19 protein-coding genes are annotated in these 21,044 nt (G+C 36.4%); 16 read left to right on the top strand and 3 right to left on the bottom strand.

What is annotated here, in order from left to right; all coding sequences use genetic code 11:
- Positions 1-75 precede the first annotated feature (75 nt).
- The 11 genes from ACIPKN_RS22175 to ACIPKN_RS22125 all read left to right on the top strand — a co-directional run bounded on the left by ACIPKN_RS22175 (position 76) and on the right by ACIPKN_RS22125 (position 12,031).
- Positions 76-1,227, top strand: a complete 1,152-nt coding sequence (locus ACIPKN_RS22175) for a Gfo/Idh/MocA family protein (protein WP_400940260.1) — start codon at positions 76-78, stop codon at positions 1,225-1,227.
- An 18-nt stretch (positions 1,228-1,245) separates the two neighbouring features.
- Positions 1,246-2,238, top strand: coding sequence for an ABC transporter permease (locus ACIPKN_RS22170; RefSeq protein ID WP_400940258.1), 993 nt, complete (start codon positions 1,246-1,248; stop codon positions 2,236-2,238).
- 13 nt (positions 2,239-2,251) lie between these two features.
- Positions 2,252-3,130 carry a carbohydrate ABC transporter permease gene (locus ACIPKN_RS22165; RefSeq protein WP_400940255.1) on the top strand — a complete coding sequence of 293 codons (879 nt, stop codon included), beginning with the start codon at positions 2,252-2,254 and terminating at the stop codon, positions 3,128-3,130.
- A gap of 23 nt (positions 3,131-3,153) precedes the next feature.
- The gene (locus ACIPKN_RS22160; RefSeq protein WP_400940325.1) at positions 3,154-4,767 is read left to right on the top strand and encodes an extracellular solute-binding protein; all 1,614 of its coding nucleotides are present in this window, start codon (positions 3,154-3,156) and stop codon (positions 4,765-4,767) included.
- A gap of 257 nt (positions 4,768-5,024) precedes the next feature.
- Positions 5,025-5,690, top strand: coding sequence for a YesL family protein (locus ACIPKN_RS22155; RefSeq protein ID WP_400940252.1), 666 nt, complete (start codon positions 5,025-5,027; stop codon positions 5,688-5,690).
- Entirely contained in the window at positions 5,687-6,865 is a 1,179-nt protein-coding gene (gene nagA / locus ACIPKN_RS22150; RefSeq protein ID WP_400940250.1) for an N-acetylglucosamine-6-phosphate deacetylase, read from the top strand. The genes ACIPKN_RS22155 and nagA overlap by 4 nt, the downstream gene beginning before the upstream one ends.
- A gap of 70 nt (positions 6,866-6,935) precedes the next feature.
- Complete coding sequence (locus ACIPKN_RS22145) at positions 6,936-7,667, top strand: GntR family transcriptional regulator (RefSeq protein WP_400940247.1); 732 nt, start codon at positions 6,936-6,938, stop codon at positions 7,665-7,667.
- Positions 7,668-8,223: 556 nt separating this feature from the next.
- Positions 8,224-9,066 carry a class II fructose-bisphosphate aldolase gene (locus ACIPKN_RS22140; RefSeq protein ID WP_400940245.1) on the top strand — a complete coding sequence of 281 codons (843 nt, stop codon included), beginning with the start codon at positions 8,224-8,226 and terminating at the stop codon, positions 9,064-9,066.
- Positions 9,063-10,001 (top strand): 1-phosphofructokinase, encoded by a 939-nt coding sequence (pfkB, locus tag ACIPKN_RS22135; protein ID WP_400940243.1) that lies wholly within the window; start codon positions 9,063-9,065, stop codon positions 9,999-10,001. Before ACIPKN_RS22140 ends, pfkB begins: the two co-directional genes overlap by 4 nt.
- An 11-nt stretch (positions 10,002-10,012) precedes the next feature.
- Positions 10,013-11,026, top strand: coding sequence for an SIS domain-containing protein (locus tag ACIPKN_RS22130; protein ID WP_400940241.1), 1,014 nt, complete (start codon positions 10,013-10,015; stop codon positions 11,024-11,026).
- 129 nt (positions 11,027-11,155) lie between these two features.
- Complete coding sequence (locus tag ACIPKN_RS22125) at positions 11,156-12,031, top strand: ROK family protein (protein ID WP_400940238.1); 876 nt, start codon at positions 11,156-11,158, stop codon at positions 12,029-12,031.
- Positions 12,032-12,402: 371 nt separating this feature from the next.
- Here ACIPKN_RS22125 and ACIPKN_RS22120 read toward each other — a convergent pair whose 3' ends face one another.
- Both ACIPKN_RS22120 and ACIPKN_RS22115 read right to left on the bottom strand, forming a co-directional pair.
- On the bottom strand, positions 12,403-13,500 hold the full coding sequence (locus ACIPKN_RS22120; protein ID WP_400940235.1) for an ABC transporter ATP-binding protein: 1,098 nt from the start codon (positions 13,498-13,500) through the stop codon (positions 12,403-12,405).
- Between the two features lie 85 nt (positions 13,501-13,585).
- On the bottom strand, positions 13,586-14,491 hold the full coding sequence (locus ACIPKN_RS22115; RefSeq protein ID WP_400940232.1) for a PucR family transcriptional regulator: 906 nt from the start codon (positions 14,489-14,491) through the stop codon (positions 13,586-13,588).
- Positions 14,492-14,831: 340 nt separating this feature from the next.
- Between ACIPKN_RS22115 and ACIPKN_RS22110 the strand changes: the two genes are divergently transcribed.
- The 3 genes from ACIPKN_RS22110 (at position 14,832) to ACIPKN_RS22100 (ending at position 18,138) form a co-directional block, all read left to right on the top strand.
- Positions 14,832-15,539 (top strand): class I SAM-dependent methyltransferase, encoded by a 708-nt coding sequence (locus ACIPKN_RS22110; protein ID WP_400940230.1) that lies wholly within the window; start codon positions 14,832-14,834, stop codon positions 15,537-15,539.
- Positions 15,540-15,776: 237 nt separating this feature from the next.
- Complete coding sequence (gene pdxR, locus ACIPKN_RS22105) at positions 15,777-17,225, top strand: MocR-like pyridoxine biosynthesis transcription factor PdxR (RefSeq protein ID WP_400940227.1); 1,449 nt, start codon at positions 15,777-15,779, stop codon at positions 17,223-17,225.
- A gap of 4 nt (positions 17,226-17,229) precedes the next feature.
- Positions 17,230-18,138: a D-alanine--D-alanine ligase gene (locus ACIPKN_RS22100; RefSeq protein ID WP_400940225.1), complete on the top strand. Its 909-nt coding sequence runs from the start codon at positions 17,230-17,232 to the stop codon at positions 18,136-18,138.
- A 133-nt stretch (positions 18,139-18,271) separates the two neighbouring features.
- Here the strand turns inward: ACIPKN_RS22100 and ACIPKN_RS22095 are convergent, their stop codons facing one another.
- A complete protein-coding gene (locus ACIPKN_RS22095; RefSeq protein ID WP_142508682.1) occupies positions 18,272-19,111 on the bottom strand; it encodes a YitT family protein in 840 nt (279 codons plus the stop codon).
- Positions 19,112-20,128: 1,017 nt separating this feature from the next.
- On the opposite strand from ACIPKN_RS22095, the gene ACIPKN_RS22090 reads away from it, so the two are divergent.
- Together ACIPKN_RS22090 and ACIPKN_RS22085 are read left to right on the top strand one after the other, a co-directional pair.
- Complete coding sequence (locus ACIPKN_RS22090) at positions 20,129-20,350, top strand: helix-turn-helix domain-containing protein (RefSeq protein WP_132361243.1); 222 nt, start codon at positions 20,129-20,131, stop codon at positions 20,348-20,350.
- Positions 20,351-20,453: 103 nt separating this feature from the next.
- Positions 20,454-21,017, top strand: coding sequence for a cupin domain-containing protein (locus ACIPKN_RS22085; RefSeq protein WP_400940222.1), 564 nt, complete (start codon positions 20,454-20,456; stop codon positions 21,015-21,017).
- Positions 21,018-21,044 lie beyond the last annotated feature (27 nt).

Below are 21,044 nucleotides of genomic sequence, written 5' to 3'. Positions count from 1 at the left end.
ATTGGGAAAATCAGTATTAAATGTAAACGTTTACTTAATACAATTGAATGCAGGATTTTTAGAGGGGGAAAATCAATGAAGAAAGTACGCATTGGAGTAATCGGAGCTGGATTAAGAGGAGGTTTAGCGCAATACTGGCATAAGCCTGATGGGGAATCAGAAATTATTGCTTTAGCTGATATTTCTCAAGAACGTTTAGATAAATTTCAAGAAAAATTTGAAACACCTTTATTTTTAACGAAGGATTATAAGGAATTACTAACAAGAGACGATATTGATGCTATTGCAGTTTTATCACCGGATTATTTACATGAAGAGCATATTATTACTTGTTTAGAAGCAGGAAAGCACGTATATGCTGAAAAACCTTTAGCGATTACAGTGGAGGGATGCGATCGAATTTTAGATATATGGAAAAAATCAGGGAAGCATCTAATGGTCGGTTTTAATATGCGATATATGAGTATGTATCAAACGATGAAAGGCTTAATCGATTCGGGCGCTATTGGAGAATTAAAAGCCATATGGGTCCGCCACTTTGTTGGCTTTGGCGGTTACTTCTATTATCATGATTGGCACGGTAATTCCAAAAATACAACATCCCTGTTGCTGCAAAAAGGCTCACATGATTTAGATGTGATTCATTGGATTTCTGGAAAACATGCGACGAAAGTATCTGCATTTGGTAGCTTAGATTATTACGGTGGAGATAAACCAAATACGTTAACATGTCCAACATGTGACCAGAAAACAACATGTCCAGAATATGTCCCACATACATTCACGGAATGTGCGTTCCGAGAAGAAATTGATGTTGAGGATAATAACATGCTCATTATGGAATTAGAAGGTGGTATAAAAGCTTCCTATTTACAATGTCACTTCACCCCAGATTATTCACGAAATTATACATTTATCGGTACGAAAGGGCGTATCGAAAATGATGATGTGAACAATAAAATTTATTTGAAGACACGTAAATCTAATTCCTGGGAAGAGCTTAGTGATGTTGTTTATGAAATGAAACCCGAAGAAGGAAGCCATGGGGGAGCAGATCCTAAAATTGCGCAAGATTTCGTAGAGTTAATACTTTACAATAAAGAGCCTTTAACAACTCCATTTGCTGGCCGTATGAGCGTAGCAGTTGGCTGTGCGGCAACGGAATCGCTCCGTAATGGGGGAAGAGTTGTTGAAATTTCACAGGAATCTACTATTCTACAGCATTGATAAATAGGGGGTGTATGTATGACGCTTTTGGATGAAACAACTGTTGAAGAAAAGCCATTTAAAACAAAGCGTTTGTTCAAAAAGCAATCAAAAGTAAAGAGGAATCACTGGATAGAGTGGAAGAAGTCTATCAGAAAAAATTGGGAGCTTTATTTATTATTAGTCCCTGTGATCCTTTATTTTTTGATTTTCCATTATTACCCGTTGTACGGTTTGCAAATTGCCTTTAAGGACTTTATTGCTACAAAGGGGATTACTGGTAGTCCATGGGTAGGTTTTAAGCATTTTGAACGCTTCTTTGACAGTTATTATTTTGGGAGATTAATTAAAAATACAATTGGTATTGGTGTATTTACGCTACTAGTATCTTTCCCTGTACCGATTATTATTGCGTTACTGTTAAATGAAGTGAAAAGTCTGCGTTTTAAAAAGTTTATACAGACAATTATTTATGCACCGCATTTTTTATCAACAGTAGTCGTTGTCGGTATGTTATTACTTTTCTTAAAGTCAGACGGGATGATTAACCAAATTATCACGTTGTTTGGTGGTACGCCGATTGATTTCATTTCAGAGCCAGCATGGTTTAAGTCAATCTATGTACTATCAGACGTATGGCAAACAATGGGGTGGAGTTCCATTATATATATTGCAGCTTTATCGGCGGTAGATCCAGCGCAGCATGAAGCAGCAATGATGGATGGGGCTTCAAAATTCCAGAGAATTATTCATATTAACATCCCAGCGATTATGCCAACAATTGTTATCTTATTTATCTTGAACGTAGGATCAGTTATGGCGATTGGATTTGAGAAAGTATTTTTATTGCAAAATGATTTAAATATGTCGACTTCGGACGTCATTTCAACCTTTGTTTATCGAAGTGGGATTTTAGAAGCGCAGTATAGCTTTTCAGCGGCTGTAGGTTTATTCAACTCTATCATTAACTTTATCCTTCTCATTATGGTAAACCAAATAGCGAAAAAAGTAAGTGATACAAGCCTATGGTAAGGGAGTGGTGAAATTGAAAGAATCGAAAGGCGATCGAGCGTTTACAATCTTTAATTATATTTTCTTAGCAATTGTTGCGATTATCGTTCTTTACCCATTGCTTTTTGTATTAAGTGCTTCATTAAGTAATCCGCAGTATGTTATCTCGGGTGATATGTGGTTATGGCCGAGGGAATTTACTGTTGAAGCATACAAAAAGGTATTTCAAAATCCAGATATTATTAATGGCTTTATCAATACATTGAAGTACACATTTTTCGGAACGGTATTGAATATTGTGATGACAATTTGTGCTGCCTATCCTCTTTCACGTAGAGATTTGAAAGGTAAAGGTTTCATTATGGCATTTATGGTATTCACGATGTTTTTCAGCGGAGGGTTAATACCAACATACTTATTAATTCGTGACTTAGGCATGATTAATACATTTTGGGTCATGATTATTCCGAATGCTGTTGCTGTATGGAACATTATTATTATGCGGACATTCTTCCAATCGATTCCTCATGAATTAGAGGAATCCGCAACGATTGATGGAGCGGGAAACTTTCGAATTTTATGGAGTATTGTACTACCGCTATCATTCCCTGTTATGGCAGTAATGGTTTTATTCTATGCAGTAGGACATTGGAACTCGTATTTTCAAGCTTTAATTTATTTACAAGACCAAAGCAAGTTTCCACTCCAACTTATACTTAGACAAATCTTAATTCAAGGACAAGCCGATGATATGATTCAAGCAACTTCAGAAAGCTTTCTAGCTCAAAAACTTAGCGTTGAAGGGTTGAAGTATGCTGTTTTAATCATTGCCAATCTACCAATGCTAATGCTTTATCCGTTCTTACAAAGATATTTTGTAAAAGGTGTCATGATTGGTTCATTAAAAGGTTAAGAATAGGAGCGATTTAAATGGCGATGAAAAAGAAACGTGTATATGGTTTGATGGCAACTATGATGTTAGCAGCTAGTATTTTAGGAGCTTGTTCAGATAATAAAGAAAATAAAGCAAGTACAAGCGGCAACGCCGACAATGTGAATGCTACGGGGATGCCTATTGCTAAAGAAAAAATTGAAGTAGATGGATTTGCAGCTAAGTTTTTTGCTTCACAAGATTGGAATAGCCTAATGCTATGGAAAGAATACGAAAAAATGTCTAACATCCATATTAATTGGACAACCGTTCAAACCGAAGTATTAGCAGATAAAAAGAACTTACTTTTAGCAGCAGGGAACTATCCAGAAATCTTCTTTGCATCGGCATTCTCAAGAACTGATTTACTGAAGTATGGTCAGCAAGGCGTATTCATACCATTAAATGATTATATTGATAAATATGCGCCGAATTTCAAAAAGCTTTTAGAAGAATACCCGACTGTAAAGCAAGGTATTACGATGGCAGATGGAAATATCTATGGTTTTCCAACAATCTATGATCCAAAGTTTGAGTCACTTCGTGTAGGAGCACCATGGATCAACCAGCAATGGCTAGATAAACTAAGCTTAAAATCACCTGAAACGACAGAAGATTTATATAAAGTGCTTAAAGCATTTAAAGAAAACGATCCAAACGGTAACGGTCAACAGGACGAGCAAGGCTGGGGATCTGGTTATGGAATAAAGCAATTTATTGATTATTTAAGGGGTTCATTCGGCTTGAACAAACAAGGAACGATGAATCCGAATTTAGACTTTAAAGAAGGAACTGAAGAATTCCGCTTCGTTCCAACAACAGACGAATACAAACAATTACTTGAATTTTTAAATAAACTATATAATGAAGATTTAATCAATAAAGATGTATTTACAACAGAGCCTCAAAAATTCGCTGCTGAAGCGGGTAAAGGAACTTTCGGTATGCTAAGTGAAGTAGATCCGCAAGAATTGTTCAAATTAGATGGTTATGTAGGTGCGCTTGTATTAGAAGGCCCTAATGGAGATCGTCAATATACGGCTATGTCTAACGGTCTTGGTAATTTAGGAATGTTTGTTGTAACCGATAAAGCGAAAAATCCTGAAGCAATGGTACGTTGGATTGACCATTTATATGGTGATGAGGGAACAAAAATGTTCTTCATGGGCTTTAAAGGTGTAACTTACGAGGAAGATGCAGCAGGTAATGTAAAGTATGTAGATAACATTACCAACAACCCTGATGGTAAAAACTTAGATCAAGCAATAAGTGACTACCTAACATGGCCAGGCGGTTACTACCCTGGAATCGTTACACAAAAGTATTTCCAAGGGGCAGAAGCGAAAGAAAATTCAATTAACAATGCTAAGCAAGTAATGCCATATGCATTGAAAGGTGAAGACATTATTCCAGGCTTGAACTTCACATTAGAGGAAAATGAACAAGTGTCAGCTATTTTAACAGACATTCAAACATATGTGGATGAGATGACAGCAAGCTTTATTACAGGTAAGACAAGCTTCGACAAATGGGATGATTATAAGAAAACAATTGAGAAGATGGGCTTAGAGAAATATATGGAAGTAGCTCAAGTAGCATATGACCGTACAAAAAAATAAAGTGTAACTTCATACAGTTGGTGTCACCTCGATGAATGATAAAAGAACACGGGCTAAAACGCTCACTTCCTATGAAAACGCTTGTGTGACCAACAACCTATTGTCTCGAACTAATCGAACATTTACTGGCAGTTGTGCTTCAACGTACTCATTCTTTTTTATGCGGATGCCTTACTGCCAGTTAATGTGAGATAAGAATGAGACATGCGCGGCGACTTTAGTCGTGCATGGATTTCTATTGTAGGGAGGCAAAGTAAATGAAATTTGAAGGATGGAAAGGGAAATTATACTGGACAGTTGAGTTAATAACATTGTTGGCAGTGTTACAGTTAATGTGGATTGGCTTAACCTTACTTGGACTTGTTTTATTCGGAATTACTCCCGCAACTGTTGCGATGTTTACAACATTACGTAAAAGGTTGCAAGGGGAGGACGATTTAAAACTACTTGCCAAAACATATTGGAAGACATATAAAATAGAGTTTATTTCATCGAATAAAATAGGCATTATCATTTTAGGTATCGGCTACTTTTTAACAATTAATTTCCAAATAATTTCATCGTTTCATGGGGTGACAGGTTTACTATTGCTTACATTATTTGTGACGATTAGTAGTTTATTTTGCATTATGGTATTGAATATTTTTCAAATATACGCTCATTATGAGCTACCACCCATCCGTTACTTTGCTGTTTCGATATTATTTAGCGTAGCATATCCACTTCAAATGATTGGTTCTATTGTAGGGATTGCCATATTATATCGCATTTTTAGTTGGATTCCAGGATTATTGCCGTTTTTCGGCGTTAGTTTAACAGCTTTATTTTTATCTTGGATGTCATCGCATATTTTCAAAAAGAAAACGGAAGCTGAAGCACATATAAAAGCAGAACATTATCCCAATGAAGGGGTGATTTCATGAACAAAACATGGATCATTCATGCCAATATTGTCATGGAAGATGGCATTTTAACGAATGGTTTTTTACAAATGGTTGACGGGAAAATTGCAGTAATTGATGAAATGAATAATTGCCCTCCGTTAACATCTTCTGGCAATATTATTGATTGTCAGCAACAAGGCTATATTATCCCTGGGATGATTGATATACATGTACATGGTGCTTTAGGGCATGACTTTATGGATGGCGCCCCAGCTAATTATGCAAAAATCGCAAAATATTTAGCAAGCGAAGGTGTAACAGCCTTTTTAGCAACAACGACGACAAGCCCTATGTCAGAAATTGAAGCTGCTATCGAAGCACTTACGTTTTATAACAAAGAACAGCCTACTGCGGTAGCTGAAATGTTAGGAATTCACCTGGAAGGTCCATTTATTAATCGCTTAAAAAAGGGAGCGCAGCCAGAGGAATCCATCTTAAAACCAAATGCTAGGCAATTTAATGATTTATATGACAAGTCAAATCAATTAATTCGCCTGGTCACATTTGCACCAGAGGAAGATGTGAATTTTGAATTACTTCGGGCATTGAAAAGTAAAGATGTGATTGCATCTATTGGTCACTCCGATGCTAATTATGATACGACTATCGGTGCCATAAGAGCTGGTATTACACATGCAACCCATCTATTTAATGGAATGAGAGGCATTCATCATCGCGATCCAGGTGTTGTAGGGGCAGTGCTATTAGAAGATGATGTCTATGTTGAACTAATTCCAGACAATATACATTTTCATAAAGATTTGCTGTTGATGGTTCGTAAAATGAAAGGTTTGAATCGCATGCTTGTCATTACTGATGGTATGCGTGCAAAGGGAATGCCAGACGGTATTTATACATTAGGTGGCGAAGAAGTAGAAGTGTTTGATAATCGCTGTATTCAACGTAAAACAGGCTCCTTAGCAGGAAGTGTTTTGACTATGAATACAGCAAGAAAAAACATAGAAGAGTGGCTGACACTTTCACTAATCGAACAAGTTCGTCTTGTTTCTCTAAATCAAGCAATCCATTTAGGAGTTTCCAATCGTAAAGGCTCTCTTGCTGTAGGGAAAGATGCAGATGTTATTTGGCTTAATGCTGAGGGGGAAATAGAGAAAACCTTTTGCTTAGGGAATCTTGCCTTTGAAAAGAATTGATATATCGATAGGCATCCTTTTGATTAGATGATATATTGATAACAAAACCTAGGAGAAGGATGAGTAGAAGATGAAACCGTTAGATCAAGCTAGTGTAATCCCGCTATATCATCAATTGAAACAAAGATTATCTGCTAAGATTCAATCGGGTGAGTGGAAGCCAGAGGATAAAATTGATTCTGAAAATCAATTGATGGAGATGTTTCGTGTCAGTCGAAATACTGCAAAGAAAGCAATTGAAGAATTAGTACAAGAAGGAAAACTATACCGTATTCAAGGGAAAGGAACTTTTGTTGCGAAGCCAAGGTTTGAACAATCGCTTGGTGGTTTTTATAGTTTTAGTCGTGTGCTTCAAGAAAAAGGTCTAAACCCAAGAGATGAAGTGCTTGAGATTCAGGAAGTATTCCCTTCAACAAAGGTTCGGCACAGTCTTGAAATAGGTGAAGATGAACGAGTCATTGAAATGAAGCGCTTACGTTTTGCAGATAATGAACCAATTGTTTTAGAATCATCATTTTTACCAAAAAGTATCATCAAGGATAGTGAAATATTACATGAGGTTAGTTCCTCTTCCTTGTATAGCTTATTAGCACAACGTTTTGACATTATCGTTGTGAGGGCAAAAGAAGCTTTCGAGCCTGTTCTTATTAGTAGAGATGAGGCACATTTATTGAAAACGGAGGCAGGAAAACCTGCTTTATTACTAGAACGTACTGCATTTGATACTTCAGGAAAACCAGTCGAATTTTGCATTTCAATAGTAAGAGGCGATCGCTGCCGGTTTTATACAGAATTAAACTAAATTCATAGTTACTATCTATGAGTTTCAAAATATTAAAGAATAAAATGGCCAAGGTAAAGTAATCTTTGTGAATGTTGGCATTTTAAATGTGTGTGATTTCTGTTTCTCTGACTACTTACTGAGGGTCGAGTGCTTTTTCTGCTTACGTTGCTTCTGACACTTTGCTTTCGCACAGACGTGAAGAGTTCCGTTTATCGTTATAAAAATGGAGTATCATGCTAAGTGTAGTGTTTGATTGGCGTGCAAGACTGAGCGACTCCTTTGCAATCACAAAGATGATCCTGCAACAAACTTATAAAGGAGCAAAGGCTAAAAGTATCGTGTCCTGTGATAACGACTTCGTGACCTACATCCTTTTGGCTCAAACTGCTAATCGGACACCTCTGGAAAGTGCTCAGTCAGAACGGAAATCCATCCATTTGTTTTGTCGGTGAGTTCCTACTGTATAGACATCTTTAACTCATTGACATAATTGCTTTTTAATAATGCTCCATCAGTTATCAGAATTTTTATACTATAAATTATACCAACAACCCATTGAGGGAGGAACTCGATTATGCCATTAGTGACGACGAATGAAATGTTAGAAGACGCTTATAGAAATAATTATGCAATTGGAGCTTTCGGAGCGCATAATTTGGAAATTATTAAAGCGGTTATTACAGGAGCAGAGAAGGTAGGTGTACCTGTTATTTTACAAACAACTTCAAGCACTTATAAATATGTAGAAATGCATTATATGATGGCGCTTGCTAAAACAGCCGCTGAACAAGCAAAAGTACCAGTAGCCCTACATTTGGATCACGGTGAGTCCTATAAAGTTGTAATGGAATGTTTACGAGCAGGCTATACGTCGGTGATGATTGATGGTTCTACGTTACCCTTTGAGGACAATATTAATCTTGTGAAAAGAGTTGTAGATGCTGCAAGTGCAATTAATGTGCCTGTCGAAGCAGAGCTTGGAACAATTGGTGGTGTAGAAGATGATGTAACGGTTGACGAGAAAATGGCCTTGTTCACTGATCCTAAATTAGCTGAACGCTTTGTGAAAGAAACAGGTATCCAATCGTTCGCGCCAGCTTTTGGCACAGCACACGGTAAGTATAAACAAGAACCACAGCTACAATTCGAACTACTGCAGGAAATTCATCGTGCTACAAATGTGCCATTAGTAATGCACGGTGCATCAGGTGTACCAGAAGAAAGCGTACGTAAATCTGTAAATTACGGTATTGCGAAAGTGAATTTTTCAACAGAGCTAAAAGATTTATTTGCCGAGCAATTAAGAGCCTTCTTTATAGAAAATCCGACAGAAAATGATCCAAGAAAGTATTTTCTTCCTGCACGAGAGGCATTAATTGAGTTAGTAGAGCAAAAGATTGTGATGCTACAAAAATGATTACGACGATAACTTTAAATGCAGCCATTGATCAAGTATATGAAATGAATTCTTTAATGCTTGGTAAGACAAATCGAGTATTGCAGAAACTGCAGCAAGGTGGAGGAAAAGGCATTAATGTCGCGCGTGTCATTCAAACGCTGGGTGGTGAAGTGTTCATTGGTGGTTTCGTTGGCGGACTAAATGGGGAAAAAATAAAGGCACTTTTAAAGGAAGAGAACATGCAAACAGGGTTTATTCAAATAGAGGGCGAAAGTCGAATTTGTCTAACCGTTTCAAATAAGCAAACGAAGGAAATGACCGAGCTTTTAGAAGACGGGCCAACGATTTACGAGCATGAATGGCAAGAAATGCTGAAATGGATTAAAACTCAAGCCGAGTGTTCTGAATATTTCGTGCTCTCAGGAAGTCTACCTAAGGGTATACCGATGGCTGCTTATGCAATGATTATTCGATTATTAAAACAAAAAGGTGTTCGGGTTGCTCTCGATACGAGCGGAGAAGCTTTGAAGCAAGGCGTTGAAGCAATACCTTTTATCATTAAACCTAATGAGGATGAAATTGTTCAATTAATCGGGAAACAGGTTGTAGCGCAAGACGACTTAATTCAAGCTGGTGAAAAAATACAGGATTTAGGAATAGAGCATGTATGTTTTTCGTTGGGCGAAAAAGGTGCTTTATTTGTTAATCGTTCAGGTGTTTACCAAGTTAATGCACCGAAAATTAATGTTATAAATACAGTTGGTAGCGGTGATGCGTTTTTAGGAGGCCTTGTCTATAAGCTTTCAGAAGATGTGGACTGTACGGAGGCATATAAATGGGCTGTTGCATGTGGCTCTGCAAATGCAGGCGAAAAAGAAATTGCGAAAGTACAAAAGGAGACTGTTCAAAGTCTCATAAAAGAGTTACAAATAACTAAAATTAAAGAGAGATAGGGGTTTTATTTATGCACACGTATAATGAGATTATGAAACAAGCTCAACAATTAGGTAAAACAAAAGAGATTGTTCAGTCGCTTACGTTCAATGAAGATGCTGTAGACATAGCTCTTTTCACAGGATGTGGGACATCATATTATTTAGCTATTGCAGCTGCACGTTATTACCAATCGGCTACAGGGGAAGTAGCAGTAGCAGTCCCAGCATCTGAGCTATTTTTACACACGGATACCCACATTTTATCAAATAAAAAGTATAATATTATCGGTATTTCACGCTCAGGAACAACTTCTGAAATTATTATGGCATTGGAGCATTTGAACGGAGCAGAGAATATACGTACAATGGCAGTTACGTGTAATGGTGATACACCAATGGCTGAAGTAGCAGATGAAGTGATTGCCTTAAACGATATTTCAGAGAAAAGTGTTGTCATGACGCAATCATTTTCTAATATGTTATATGCTCTTCAACTATACGCGGCCAAGATTAGTCAACGTGTTGATCTGATGAACCAATTAGAAAAAATTCCTGCACTTGTTAAAATAGCATTAGGCAATGGAGAGCAGTTAAAGCAAGTGACAGAGGATTTAACGAAAAAACGTTTTATTTTCTTAGGGTCAGGTGCTTATAACGGGTTAGCTAAAGAAGCGACATTAAAGCTAAAGGAAATGACACAAACAGAATGTGAAAGCTATTCGAATTTAGAATTCCGCCACGGTCCAATTTCTATTGTAGATAAAGAGACTGTCGTTATTTTATTTACACAAAAAGAAACGAAGGACTTCGATCAAGCATTAATAAAGGATATTCAAAAGCTTGGTGGTTTTGTTGGTGTAGTTGGTATAGCTTCAGCAGACTTGTCAGCAGATTTAATCATTAGACTTTCAGAAGAAATAGATGACTTGAATCGCCTTGTTGAAGTAGTTCCATATTTCCAATTGTTAGCGTATCAACGTGCAATATTCAAAGGCTATGATCCAGATAAACCACGTAATTTAACGCAAGTCGTAAGCCTTTAAAAAAATGAAACACTTCACTCGGTGAATAATAAAGAGGTAAAAGTTACTGTGTAATGAACACCCTGTTGTCCCGAATCAATCGGACACTACTGGTAGTTAATGCGGGATAAGAAAATTGGCGGTGAAAAAATGAGTTACATTTTAGCAGCAGACGTAGGTGGAACAAAATTAGCAGCGGCTTTGTTCGATATAAATCAGCGATTATTGAGCACAAAAGAAGTGGCTAGTGATAACACAAATCGAGAAACTTTATTTGCTTGTTTGATTGATAGCTTTGCAAAGCTATGTGCAGAAAAGGAAGTTACGTTTAATGAAATTTCAAAGGTATCTATTGGTGTGCCTGGTATCGTTGATATTGAACAAGGTATCGCGGTTTATCAAAATAATATACCTTGGGAGAACTTTCCGATTTGTACGCGTTTAACTGAAGTGTTCCCACATGCGCATATTAAAATGGACAATGATGTGTATATAGCAACATGGGGAGAATATCGAGCTAGAAAGTTCTCCAAAGAAACAATGGTCTATGTTACATTAAGCACCGGTATTTCTTGTTGTACGGTTGTCAATAGTGAATTTTTAAGGGGAACCGGATTAGCTGGTGAAATTGGCTTTAGTATTGTCGATAATGACGGAACTACACTAGAAGAGAGTGTTGCTGGCCCAGCAATTGAAACATTAGGGAGAAAGCTACTCGGTGATTCTGAGATAGTATTGAAGGATATGATGGAACTTTACTATAATGGGAATTCTATCGTCGATAAGATTTTGGAGCCATTAGTCCAATCGGTAGAGAAACAGTTACAGCAAATAATATTACTGCTTGATCCACATTGTATCGTTTTAGGAGGAGGCTTTTTTAATCATCATCCTAAAATCATTGACTATATTAAAGTAGCGATTCAGCAGCGTTTTGTAGGGACACCTTTTGCAGGGAAAGAACAAATCATTGAAAGCAGCATTCATAAAGGTGAAGCGGGTCTTTACGGAGCAGCGATAAAATAACAAAAGGCAGTAAATAAATGAACGTTTGTTTACTGCCTTTTTCTATTAATAATTTTAAAGGATACGAAGGTAAAATTTACGTAAGTTTCCCCTGGGAGGGAAGCGGATTTATCAAGTATGCCTCGGTATACTTGCATCCGGAATCGACTTTGTGCTTAGGCCTGCAGATGTTTTTTGTGCGAAACGCAGTGCTAACGTAGCGGCAGCAATAGGTGGCCCGACACGATATCGCTCATTTCGGTACTGTCCAGAACGTGACATTTTTATCGATGCAGGTAAGGTAGCCGTTATCGCATAGATGCGATGATTTTAGGCTAACATCCAATTTGAACACCTTTCCGATCCCGTGATATCCGCCGGATGCTTTAACCTTAGCGAATGCGTTGCTCTGTTTCTAAGTCAAAGAAATGAACGCGAGACATGTCAAATAGTAGATGCGCGACTTGACCTTGCGTAATTTTGGTATCGGAATTCACCCGCGCGATATAAGGCTGACCATTTAATTGGGCATGTAACATCAGCTCAGCACCTGTTAATTCTGATACTTCAATATTCGCGTCAACAGCTGTGAAGAACGGTTCGAGATTTACAGAAGATTTTTCATAAATATGCTCTGGTCGAATGCCAAGAAACAGTTCTTTTTGTAAATAACCTCGTTCTTTTAATAATTTACTTTTTTCTGCTGGAATAGTTAGTGTAATATCATCAATCTGAATCCCGTTTTCTTGGAATACTCCTTTAAAGAAGTTCATCGATGGTGAGCCGATAAAACCACCAACAAATTTGTTCTCTGGTGTTCCATATACTTCTTCAGGTGTCCCGATTTGTTGAACTATACCATCCTTCATTACAACGAGACGAGTGGCCATTGTCATCGCTTCTGTTTGATCGTGTGTTACATAAATAGTAGTCGTTTTTAATCGTTGGTGAAGCTTTGTAATTTCAGCGCGCATTTGTACGCGAAGCTTTGCATCTAAATTGGACAGAGGCTCGTCCATTAAGAAAATATTTGCATCGCGGACGATTGCTCGACCGAGTGCTACACGTTGACGCTGGCCACCTGATAGAGCTTTCGGCTTGCGATCTAAATACTTTTCTAAATCGAGAATTGCAGCTGCATTGTGAACACGCTCTTTTATTTCCTGCTTAGAAAACTTGCGAAGCTTTAAGCCAAATGCCATATTATCGTATACTGTCATATGTGGATATAGTGCGTAGTTTTGGAAAACCATCGCAATATCTCGATCCTTAGAAGGTACATTGTTCATTTTCTTGCCATCTATTAAAAAATCTCCAGACGAAATTTCCTCTAAGCCGGCAATCATTCGTAATGTTGTCGATTTCCCACAACCAGAAGGCCCGACAAGTGCAATAAACTCCCGATCTTGAATTGCTAAATTAAAGTCAGATACAGCTGTTACACCGCCATCATATGTTTTAATAATATTTTTAAGTATGATTTTTTCCATGTTTATAAGCCCCTTTGTTTGTTTTTTTTAGTATATAAAAAGTGTAGGGGGAAACTAAATATTTAAAATGCATAATTTTCAGTTATTATTTTTGTGCATTTTGTAATTTTGAGCGAAGAAAGCTAGCAATATAGACGAGTATAGCACCGTCTAGATTTTTTGTAGAAATATTTGTTGTTTCTTGAAATTTTGCTAAACGGTAATTAAGCGTATTACGATGAATATGTAGTTTCTTTGATGTCAAAGAAATATTTAACCCACATTCGTAAAATGTCTTGACTGTATCAAGCAACTCCATATCAGACTGCAAAGGTATTAAGATTTGTTCTTCTGTAAATTTCAATATGGAAGCAGGCATTTGTTGCGTTATTAAAACAGGGAATATCGTTTCAAATGAATAAAACTGTTCAGCATTTTTATAATGTAAACATTCCTCAAACCATTGAGCTTCCCGTTGGAACTTACTTGGGAATTGCATATTTATTTCATAAGTTTCGCCTTGATATAAATGAATTTGAACGAAAAAATCTGTTTCAATTGTGCGAATAAGTGCAATGAAATCTTCCTTTTTATTAATCGAATGATCCATCGCCTCAATTAATAGAAAGCGATTTGTGGCAACCTGAAGTACTACCGTATCTTGCTGGAAGAAATTTAAAGTAGCTTCTTTTAACTCTTCAGCAGGAGGATTATCATTTAAAAAGATGAGCTGAATAACGCGAGCTTTGCTAAATGATAGTTTAGATGGTATGTCACCGTTTAAATATAAAAATTCATACCAGATTTCTGATGGTTGAGATATTCTAGAAGTGATTTCGGTATAAAAAACAGTGAGCCATTGGTAGTCACGCTGTGAAATCTCTTGCTTTGAAACAGAAAACCATTCATTTGTTTGTCGATGGTAGAAATAAAAAAAGTCATACATTAATTCAGTTGGCTTTGTTCGATAATGACGGTAAGTAGAAAACAATGCTTTGAGATTTAAGTTCATTAGATAACTCCTTCCTTTGCTATTCAGGAACCAAATATGAATTGCTCCCTTACAAGCAGACAGTGGAAATAATTATGGGCTTAAGCCGTTAAGTCCTTTTGGGGGTAATGTTTTTGTTGACGTACGGTGAGCCATTTACGATAAGTAGCGTGAAAAATACTAGCCATTTCAAGTGTAACATTTTGTATTTCAATGAACATTAGGAAGTGTCAAAACTAATAGAAGGAGAGATAGTTATCTATATTTGGAAGAAAGATGGCTAACATCCTTGGAGGGTTATCCCATATAATGAAAATATAGAATATTTAGTTTTTGGATAGGTGCAAAATGGAGGCGTAAAATGCAAATCAAATCAAATGAACAATTGCTAAGATTATTAGATAATTTATTACGTGAACCGCAAGGGTTTTGGGATGGGTTTTATGATCAAACATTTAAAACGGTACCTTTTTTTGTTAATAAACCTGATGAAAATCTAGTAAGCTATGTTGAAAAAAAGGTGATTCGACCAAATAGAGTTTTAGAGTTAGGTTGTGGCGCAGGACGGAATGCTATTTACTTAGCAAAACAAGGCTGTTCAGTTGTTGGTGTCGACTTATCGGATCATGCATTGCAATGGGCGCAAAAAAGGATTGATGAAGCAGACGTAAATGTAGATTTCATTTGCGCTAATATTTTTGAACTGAATCTACAAGAAGAGAGCTTTGATTTTATTTATGATTCAGGTTGTTTTCATCATATAGCACCTCATCGTCGTGTGACGTATATTGAATTGATTCATACATTATTAAAGCCTAATGGTTACTTTGCTTTATGCTCATTTGAGGAACATGGTACATATGGTGGTTCAGCCATCTCGGATGAAGAAGTATATATAAAACGTAGCTTAGAAGGCGGATTAGGATATACCGAAAATCAACTGAAAGAAACATTTCAATCATTAGAAGAAATAGAAATACGGAAAATGAAAGCCCTATCTAATGAACATCAATATTTCGGTCTAGAAGGATTTTTAGTAGGTTTATTTAAAAGGAATAGGAGGAGGTAAGAGAGGCTAGCTCCTTTCAATTATTCCCGGGAAATAAATACGATAATTCTTAAAGAACGAGCTGATAGAAAGGACTTCAAAATGTATTTTTATTAGCCTTTTAGAGGTGCAATTCTTCGTTTTAAAGGGTTGCATTTTTCTGAATCAGACCATACCACAAGGAAGGGAAAATCCCTATACTGTGGACCTTTTGAGTTAGAAACAGTTATGCAAAAATAAAGCAAGGAGGTCAAGGAAGTGTTTAATGATTTTAAGCTTATAGGTAATCGTCCGGTTTATAGTCAATTAAAAGACTATTTAAAAGAAATGATTATGAAGGGACACTTGCTGGAGCATCAAAAGCTTCCATCTACCCGTGAACTTAGTAAATTATTATCGATCAGTAGAAATACGGTACTGAATGCATATGCAGATTTAGAGCAAGAGGGCATGATCTATGCAGTGAAAGGAAAAGGTAATTTTGTAGGGAAAGTCGAAACGTTGAAAGCTGCATCTGTCGAATTTAATTGGAAGGAGAGACTGAATAACGTTACCTTGTTGGCTGATGAGCTAGATTTAATGAAGCAAGATATTCATTGGGAAAAAGGAATGATTTCCTTCAATAGTGTTTCTCCCGATGAAAAGCTTTTTGATGTTGAAAATTTTAAAAGAGCTTTTCTGACTCGGATGTCCCTTGAAGGAGATATCGTTTTGAATTACGGGTATGCAAAGGGCTATAAACCTTTAATCGAGTACCTTCTTCACTATATGGAAATGAAGGGTGTAGATATTTCGAATAAGGATATTTTGATTACGAATGGCTTTACCGAGGGCTTAGATATTTTATTATCTTCCTTAGCGAAAAAATCTGGACGTGTTATTTGCGAAAACCCTACTCACCATGCGGCATTAAAGCTTTTTCGTTTACACGGATTTGACATACACGGAATCGACATGAAGGATGACGGTATCGATATTGAACAAGTTAAGAAAAGCTTATCGGAAAAGGAATTTGATTTTGCCTACTTAATCCCGTCCTATCATAATCCGACAGGTATTGTGACATCTTCTGAAAAAAGAGCTGAAATTATTAGGCTTTTTTCACAATATCAAATTCCAATTGTGGAGGATGGTTTTAATGAGGAATTACGTTATTCGGGCTCGCATTTAGCACCGCTAATGACTTTTATCGGTGAGGGCAACAATGTTATTTATATTAGTAGCTTTTCTAAAATTCTTTTTCCAGGCTTACGTGTCGGGTGGATATTAGCTGATAAGGAACTCATCCACTGTTTAGAAAGTATGAAAAGAGCACGTACTATTCATACATCGACACTAGATCAGGCTGTGCTTTATCAATATTTACAGGATGGTTATTTTGAAAAATATTTAAAAAAGGCTAAGTTTGTATATAAGAAAAAGTATGAATTAGCCCGTCAAGCTTGCCATCAATACATTCCTTTTAAAAGAATGACAGGAGATGGAGGACTTCATCTCTTTATTGAGTTAGAAGAAGGAATGGATGCTTGTACACTATTGAAGAAGTGCTATCAAAGGAGAGTTGTTTTTTATCCTGGTGACGTTTTTTACAGCAATGGTGAGGGCAGTAACACATTTCGATTAGGGTTTTCTCGGCTAAAAGAAGAGGATATTGTGCGTGGTATTAAGATTATTGGTGATACCTTAAAAAATGAAGTAGGGAGTTGAACATATGAAAATTGGCGTTATTATGGGGGGCGTTTCCTCGGAGAAGCAGGTCTCTATTATGACAGGGAAAGAAATGATCGCTCATATAGATACGAGTAAATACGAAGTGGTTGCTATTAAACTAAATGAAAATAACACATCAGAGCTTATTGAAAAGGTGAGAGATATTGATATTGCTTTATTAGCACTACATGGCAAATTTGGAGAGGATGGTACGATTCAAGGTGTACTAGAGGCTATGGGCGTTAAGTATACGGGGAGTGGAATACTTTCAAGCAGTATGTGTATGGATAAAAACGTTTCGAAAAAAATTCTACGTTATGAAGGCATTGAAACACCGGATTGGCTCCATCTTTCGAATATCGAGGAGCTTCAGTTCGATGAATTAGATAAGATGGGCTATCCGTTCGTAGTTAAACCTAATTCGGGTGGCTCCAGTGTAGGGGTGAAAATAGTTTATGATAAAAATTCTTTACTCACTTCCATTGAGGAAGTATTCAAATGGGATGCTGAAATCATTATTGAAAAATATATAGAAGGTGAAGAAATAACATGCTCCATTTTGGACGGGGAGCTATTACCGATTATTTCGATTCAACATACAGCGCAGTTCTTTGACTATAAGGCGAAATATGAGGATGCCGCTACGCTAGAGGAAATTGTAGAGCTTCCATCTGCCATACATGAACGAGTTACCGAGGCAGCAAAAGGTTGCTATAAAGCATTAAAATGTGATGTTTACGCCAGGATCGATATGATGATCAAGGATGGAATCCCTTATGTCATGGAGGTTAACACATTGCCAGGGATGACAAAGAACAGCTTACTCCCAAAAAGCGCATCGTCGGCAGGAATTACCTATACAAAACTTTTAGATAGGATTATTGAAATTTCCTTACAGGTTAGGGGATAAAGGGTTCATCAGGGGTAGAGGCTGGGCGACTCCGTGGGGATTAGTATAAATAGTCAATAGAAAAACACCTCTATGTTGATTTTTAAAGGGATAATCCTCATTTTCAACAAAAGGTGTTTTCTCAGTTTCTTAATTACGCCTTAGATAATTCAATAAATCCATGTCCAAAAACATCTCGTACATCATGAATAGCAATAAAAGCATCCGTGTCTATTTCTTTGACGATTTTCTTTAGCTTTACAACTTCCTGTTTACTAATAACAATATACAGAATCTCTTTTTGTTCCTTCGTGTAATAGCCATGGCCTGATAGAACTGTCACGCCTCGGTTCATAAAACCATTCACATGACTGGCAATCTCCTCTGGCTTTTTCGAAATAATCGTAACTGCCTTTTTCGGATTTACACCTTCAATAACAAACTCCATTACCTTTGTTCCGACATAAAGCATAATGACAGTAAGCATTAATGCTTCTGCTCCGATAATAAAGTAAGATGAAAAAGCAACTATTAAATCAAAAAACAATAAACCGTAACTAATACTCCAGCCTAAATATTTGTTCGTCATTCTAGCTAAGATTGTTGAACCTGCTGTTGTTCCACCAACTCTTATAATTAAGCCTATACCAACTCCAGCAAACACCCCGCCAAAAATAGCGTTCACAATAATTTCATTCGAAGAAATCGACCACGATTCTGTTAAATGTAAAAACAGTGAATGGAGGGATACTGCAATAATCGTATAAATAGTCGTTTGCCTACTTAAAAATTTATAGCCAACTACTAATAAAGCTGCGTTTAGCAAAAAGCTCACAATACTTGGCGACCATCCAAACAAATAATAGGCAATGATTGTTAAACCTGTTACGCCACCTTCACCTAAATCATTAGGTATAACAAATAAGTTTACAGCCAGTGCAAAAAGCAACGCCCCGATCGTAATCATTAAAAAATCCATCATGAACTTCTTCATATATACACCACCAAAACAAATTGATTTTTTCCTAAATACATACTATATCAAGCTCTAGACATTTTATATACTTTTTGGAATGTTCGTTTATGATAAATCTATACTTGTTAGTATGTCCTTTATTAGAGAAAAAGTCGAATTTAAAAAATAGTTCATGAAGCTGCTAATTAATTATGCCTTTAGCATAATAGCCCGCTGAAAGAAGTTAAATAGTTATGTGGAATCATGCTGAAATCAGCTTATAATATATATACTATATCCGAACTTAAAGTTTGAAGTTAGGGCTAGTTAAACGGGGGTGTGAAATAATATATCCTTTAATAATTGGGAGAAGGAATAAAAATAAAGAATAAAAATAAGGGGTGTTAGCAGCAGTTATGGATCAATCGTTAGCAATTCGTAATATGAAAATGAACTTGAGAATATTAAATATATTATTAATAGCTACTTTAGTAATCATAGCATCATGTATCTTATTACTCTTTGGTTTATTAGTTGTAGCTTTAACAGTCTCTGGAGAGAAAGTTAGTAAACTAGTTTTAGATTCCAACATTGACATTTCTTTTAAATTTAATGGAATAACTGTTTTTTAAAATGAGGAATTTTGTTTATGATAAAAGTGAAACAATCGTTTTAATTTTACACTCGATTTATCTTTACTTTGATTGTTATGACAATTTTTATTTTATTATGGAAATTTGTTAGATCAGTCATTGTTGGGGAGTCTTTACTCTTAGAAATAGTAAAAGAATAGAGCTAATAGCATGCAGTTTATTCATTTTAAGTTTTTTAAGTAACACGGTTCAAGCATACTTGGTTTCAACGGTAGTACATATGTTTTTAAACAATAATGAATTAGACAATATTGAATGGATTCAATCCGTTTCTTTTAAATTTTTTGATATGAATTGGCGCATACTACTATGTAGTTTTATAGTTTGGACAATTGGTAGGATATTTAGATATGGCTCTTTTTTACAAGAAGAGTATGATGCAACAGTATAGGAAGTGAAGGAATTGACGATTATCGTAAGATTGGATCGTGTATTAGCTGATAGAAAAATGCAATTAAGTGAGCTTGCAGAAGCAGTGGATATATCGATTGTCAATTTATCGAATTTAAAGACGGGAAAGGTAAAGGCAATACGTTTTTCCACGTTAAATGCGATTTGTAAAGTCTTGCATTGCCAACCAGGGGATATTTTAGAGTATGCTGAAGATGAGGATACCTTTGAGTAAGAAAAATTTCTAAGCCGTATAGGATTGAATACGTATACGTATACGTACATTTCTGGAACGAGTTGCATAGGATAACCTTATAATGTGTGAGGGGATTGAGAAAATGTACTACATTCCTTATTACGGAAACATGCCTATGTATAACTATGGAGATCAGCTAGTTTATTGGACACCTCATTATCAGACGGGGTACGCGAACAGAGCTGAACCTTCTCGTTTTTCCAATGGCGAAAGTATTGTATTAAAAGATTATGGGCCTCAGCCACTTGTCATCAATCTTAAAGATGCAGCTAAGCAAAACGATACGTATCGTACTACTCTGTGGACGGGAAAGAACTCACAAATTACTTTAATGAGTATTAATGTTGGTGATAATATCGGTTTGGAAGTACACCCAAATGTGGATCAAACTTTATATATTGAACAGGGTGAGGGTTTTGCTCAAATGGGCCCGAGTAAAAACAATTTAAATTATGAAAGAAAAGTCTATGAAAATTATGCTGTAGTAGTGCCTGCTGGAACATGGCATAACGTCACAAATACAGGAAATGTGCCACTAAAGCTTTATTCAATATACGCTCCTCCAAACCATCCATTTGGTACGGTACATGTTACGAAAGCAGACGCTATGGCTTCGGAGGCAGGCTACGGTCAAGGCAATGAATGAATCAATTGTAAGATATGAAACTTTTTC

Origin of the sequence: Lysinibacillus sp. NPDC086135, from assembly GCF_044746345.1 — a bacterium.
Classification (GTDB): Bacteria; Bacillota; Bacilli; order Bacillales_A; family Planococcaceae; genus Lysinibacillus.
This window is presented reverse-complemented; position numbering and strand designations above follow the sequence as displayed.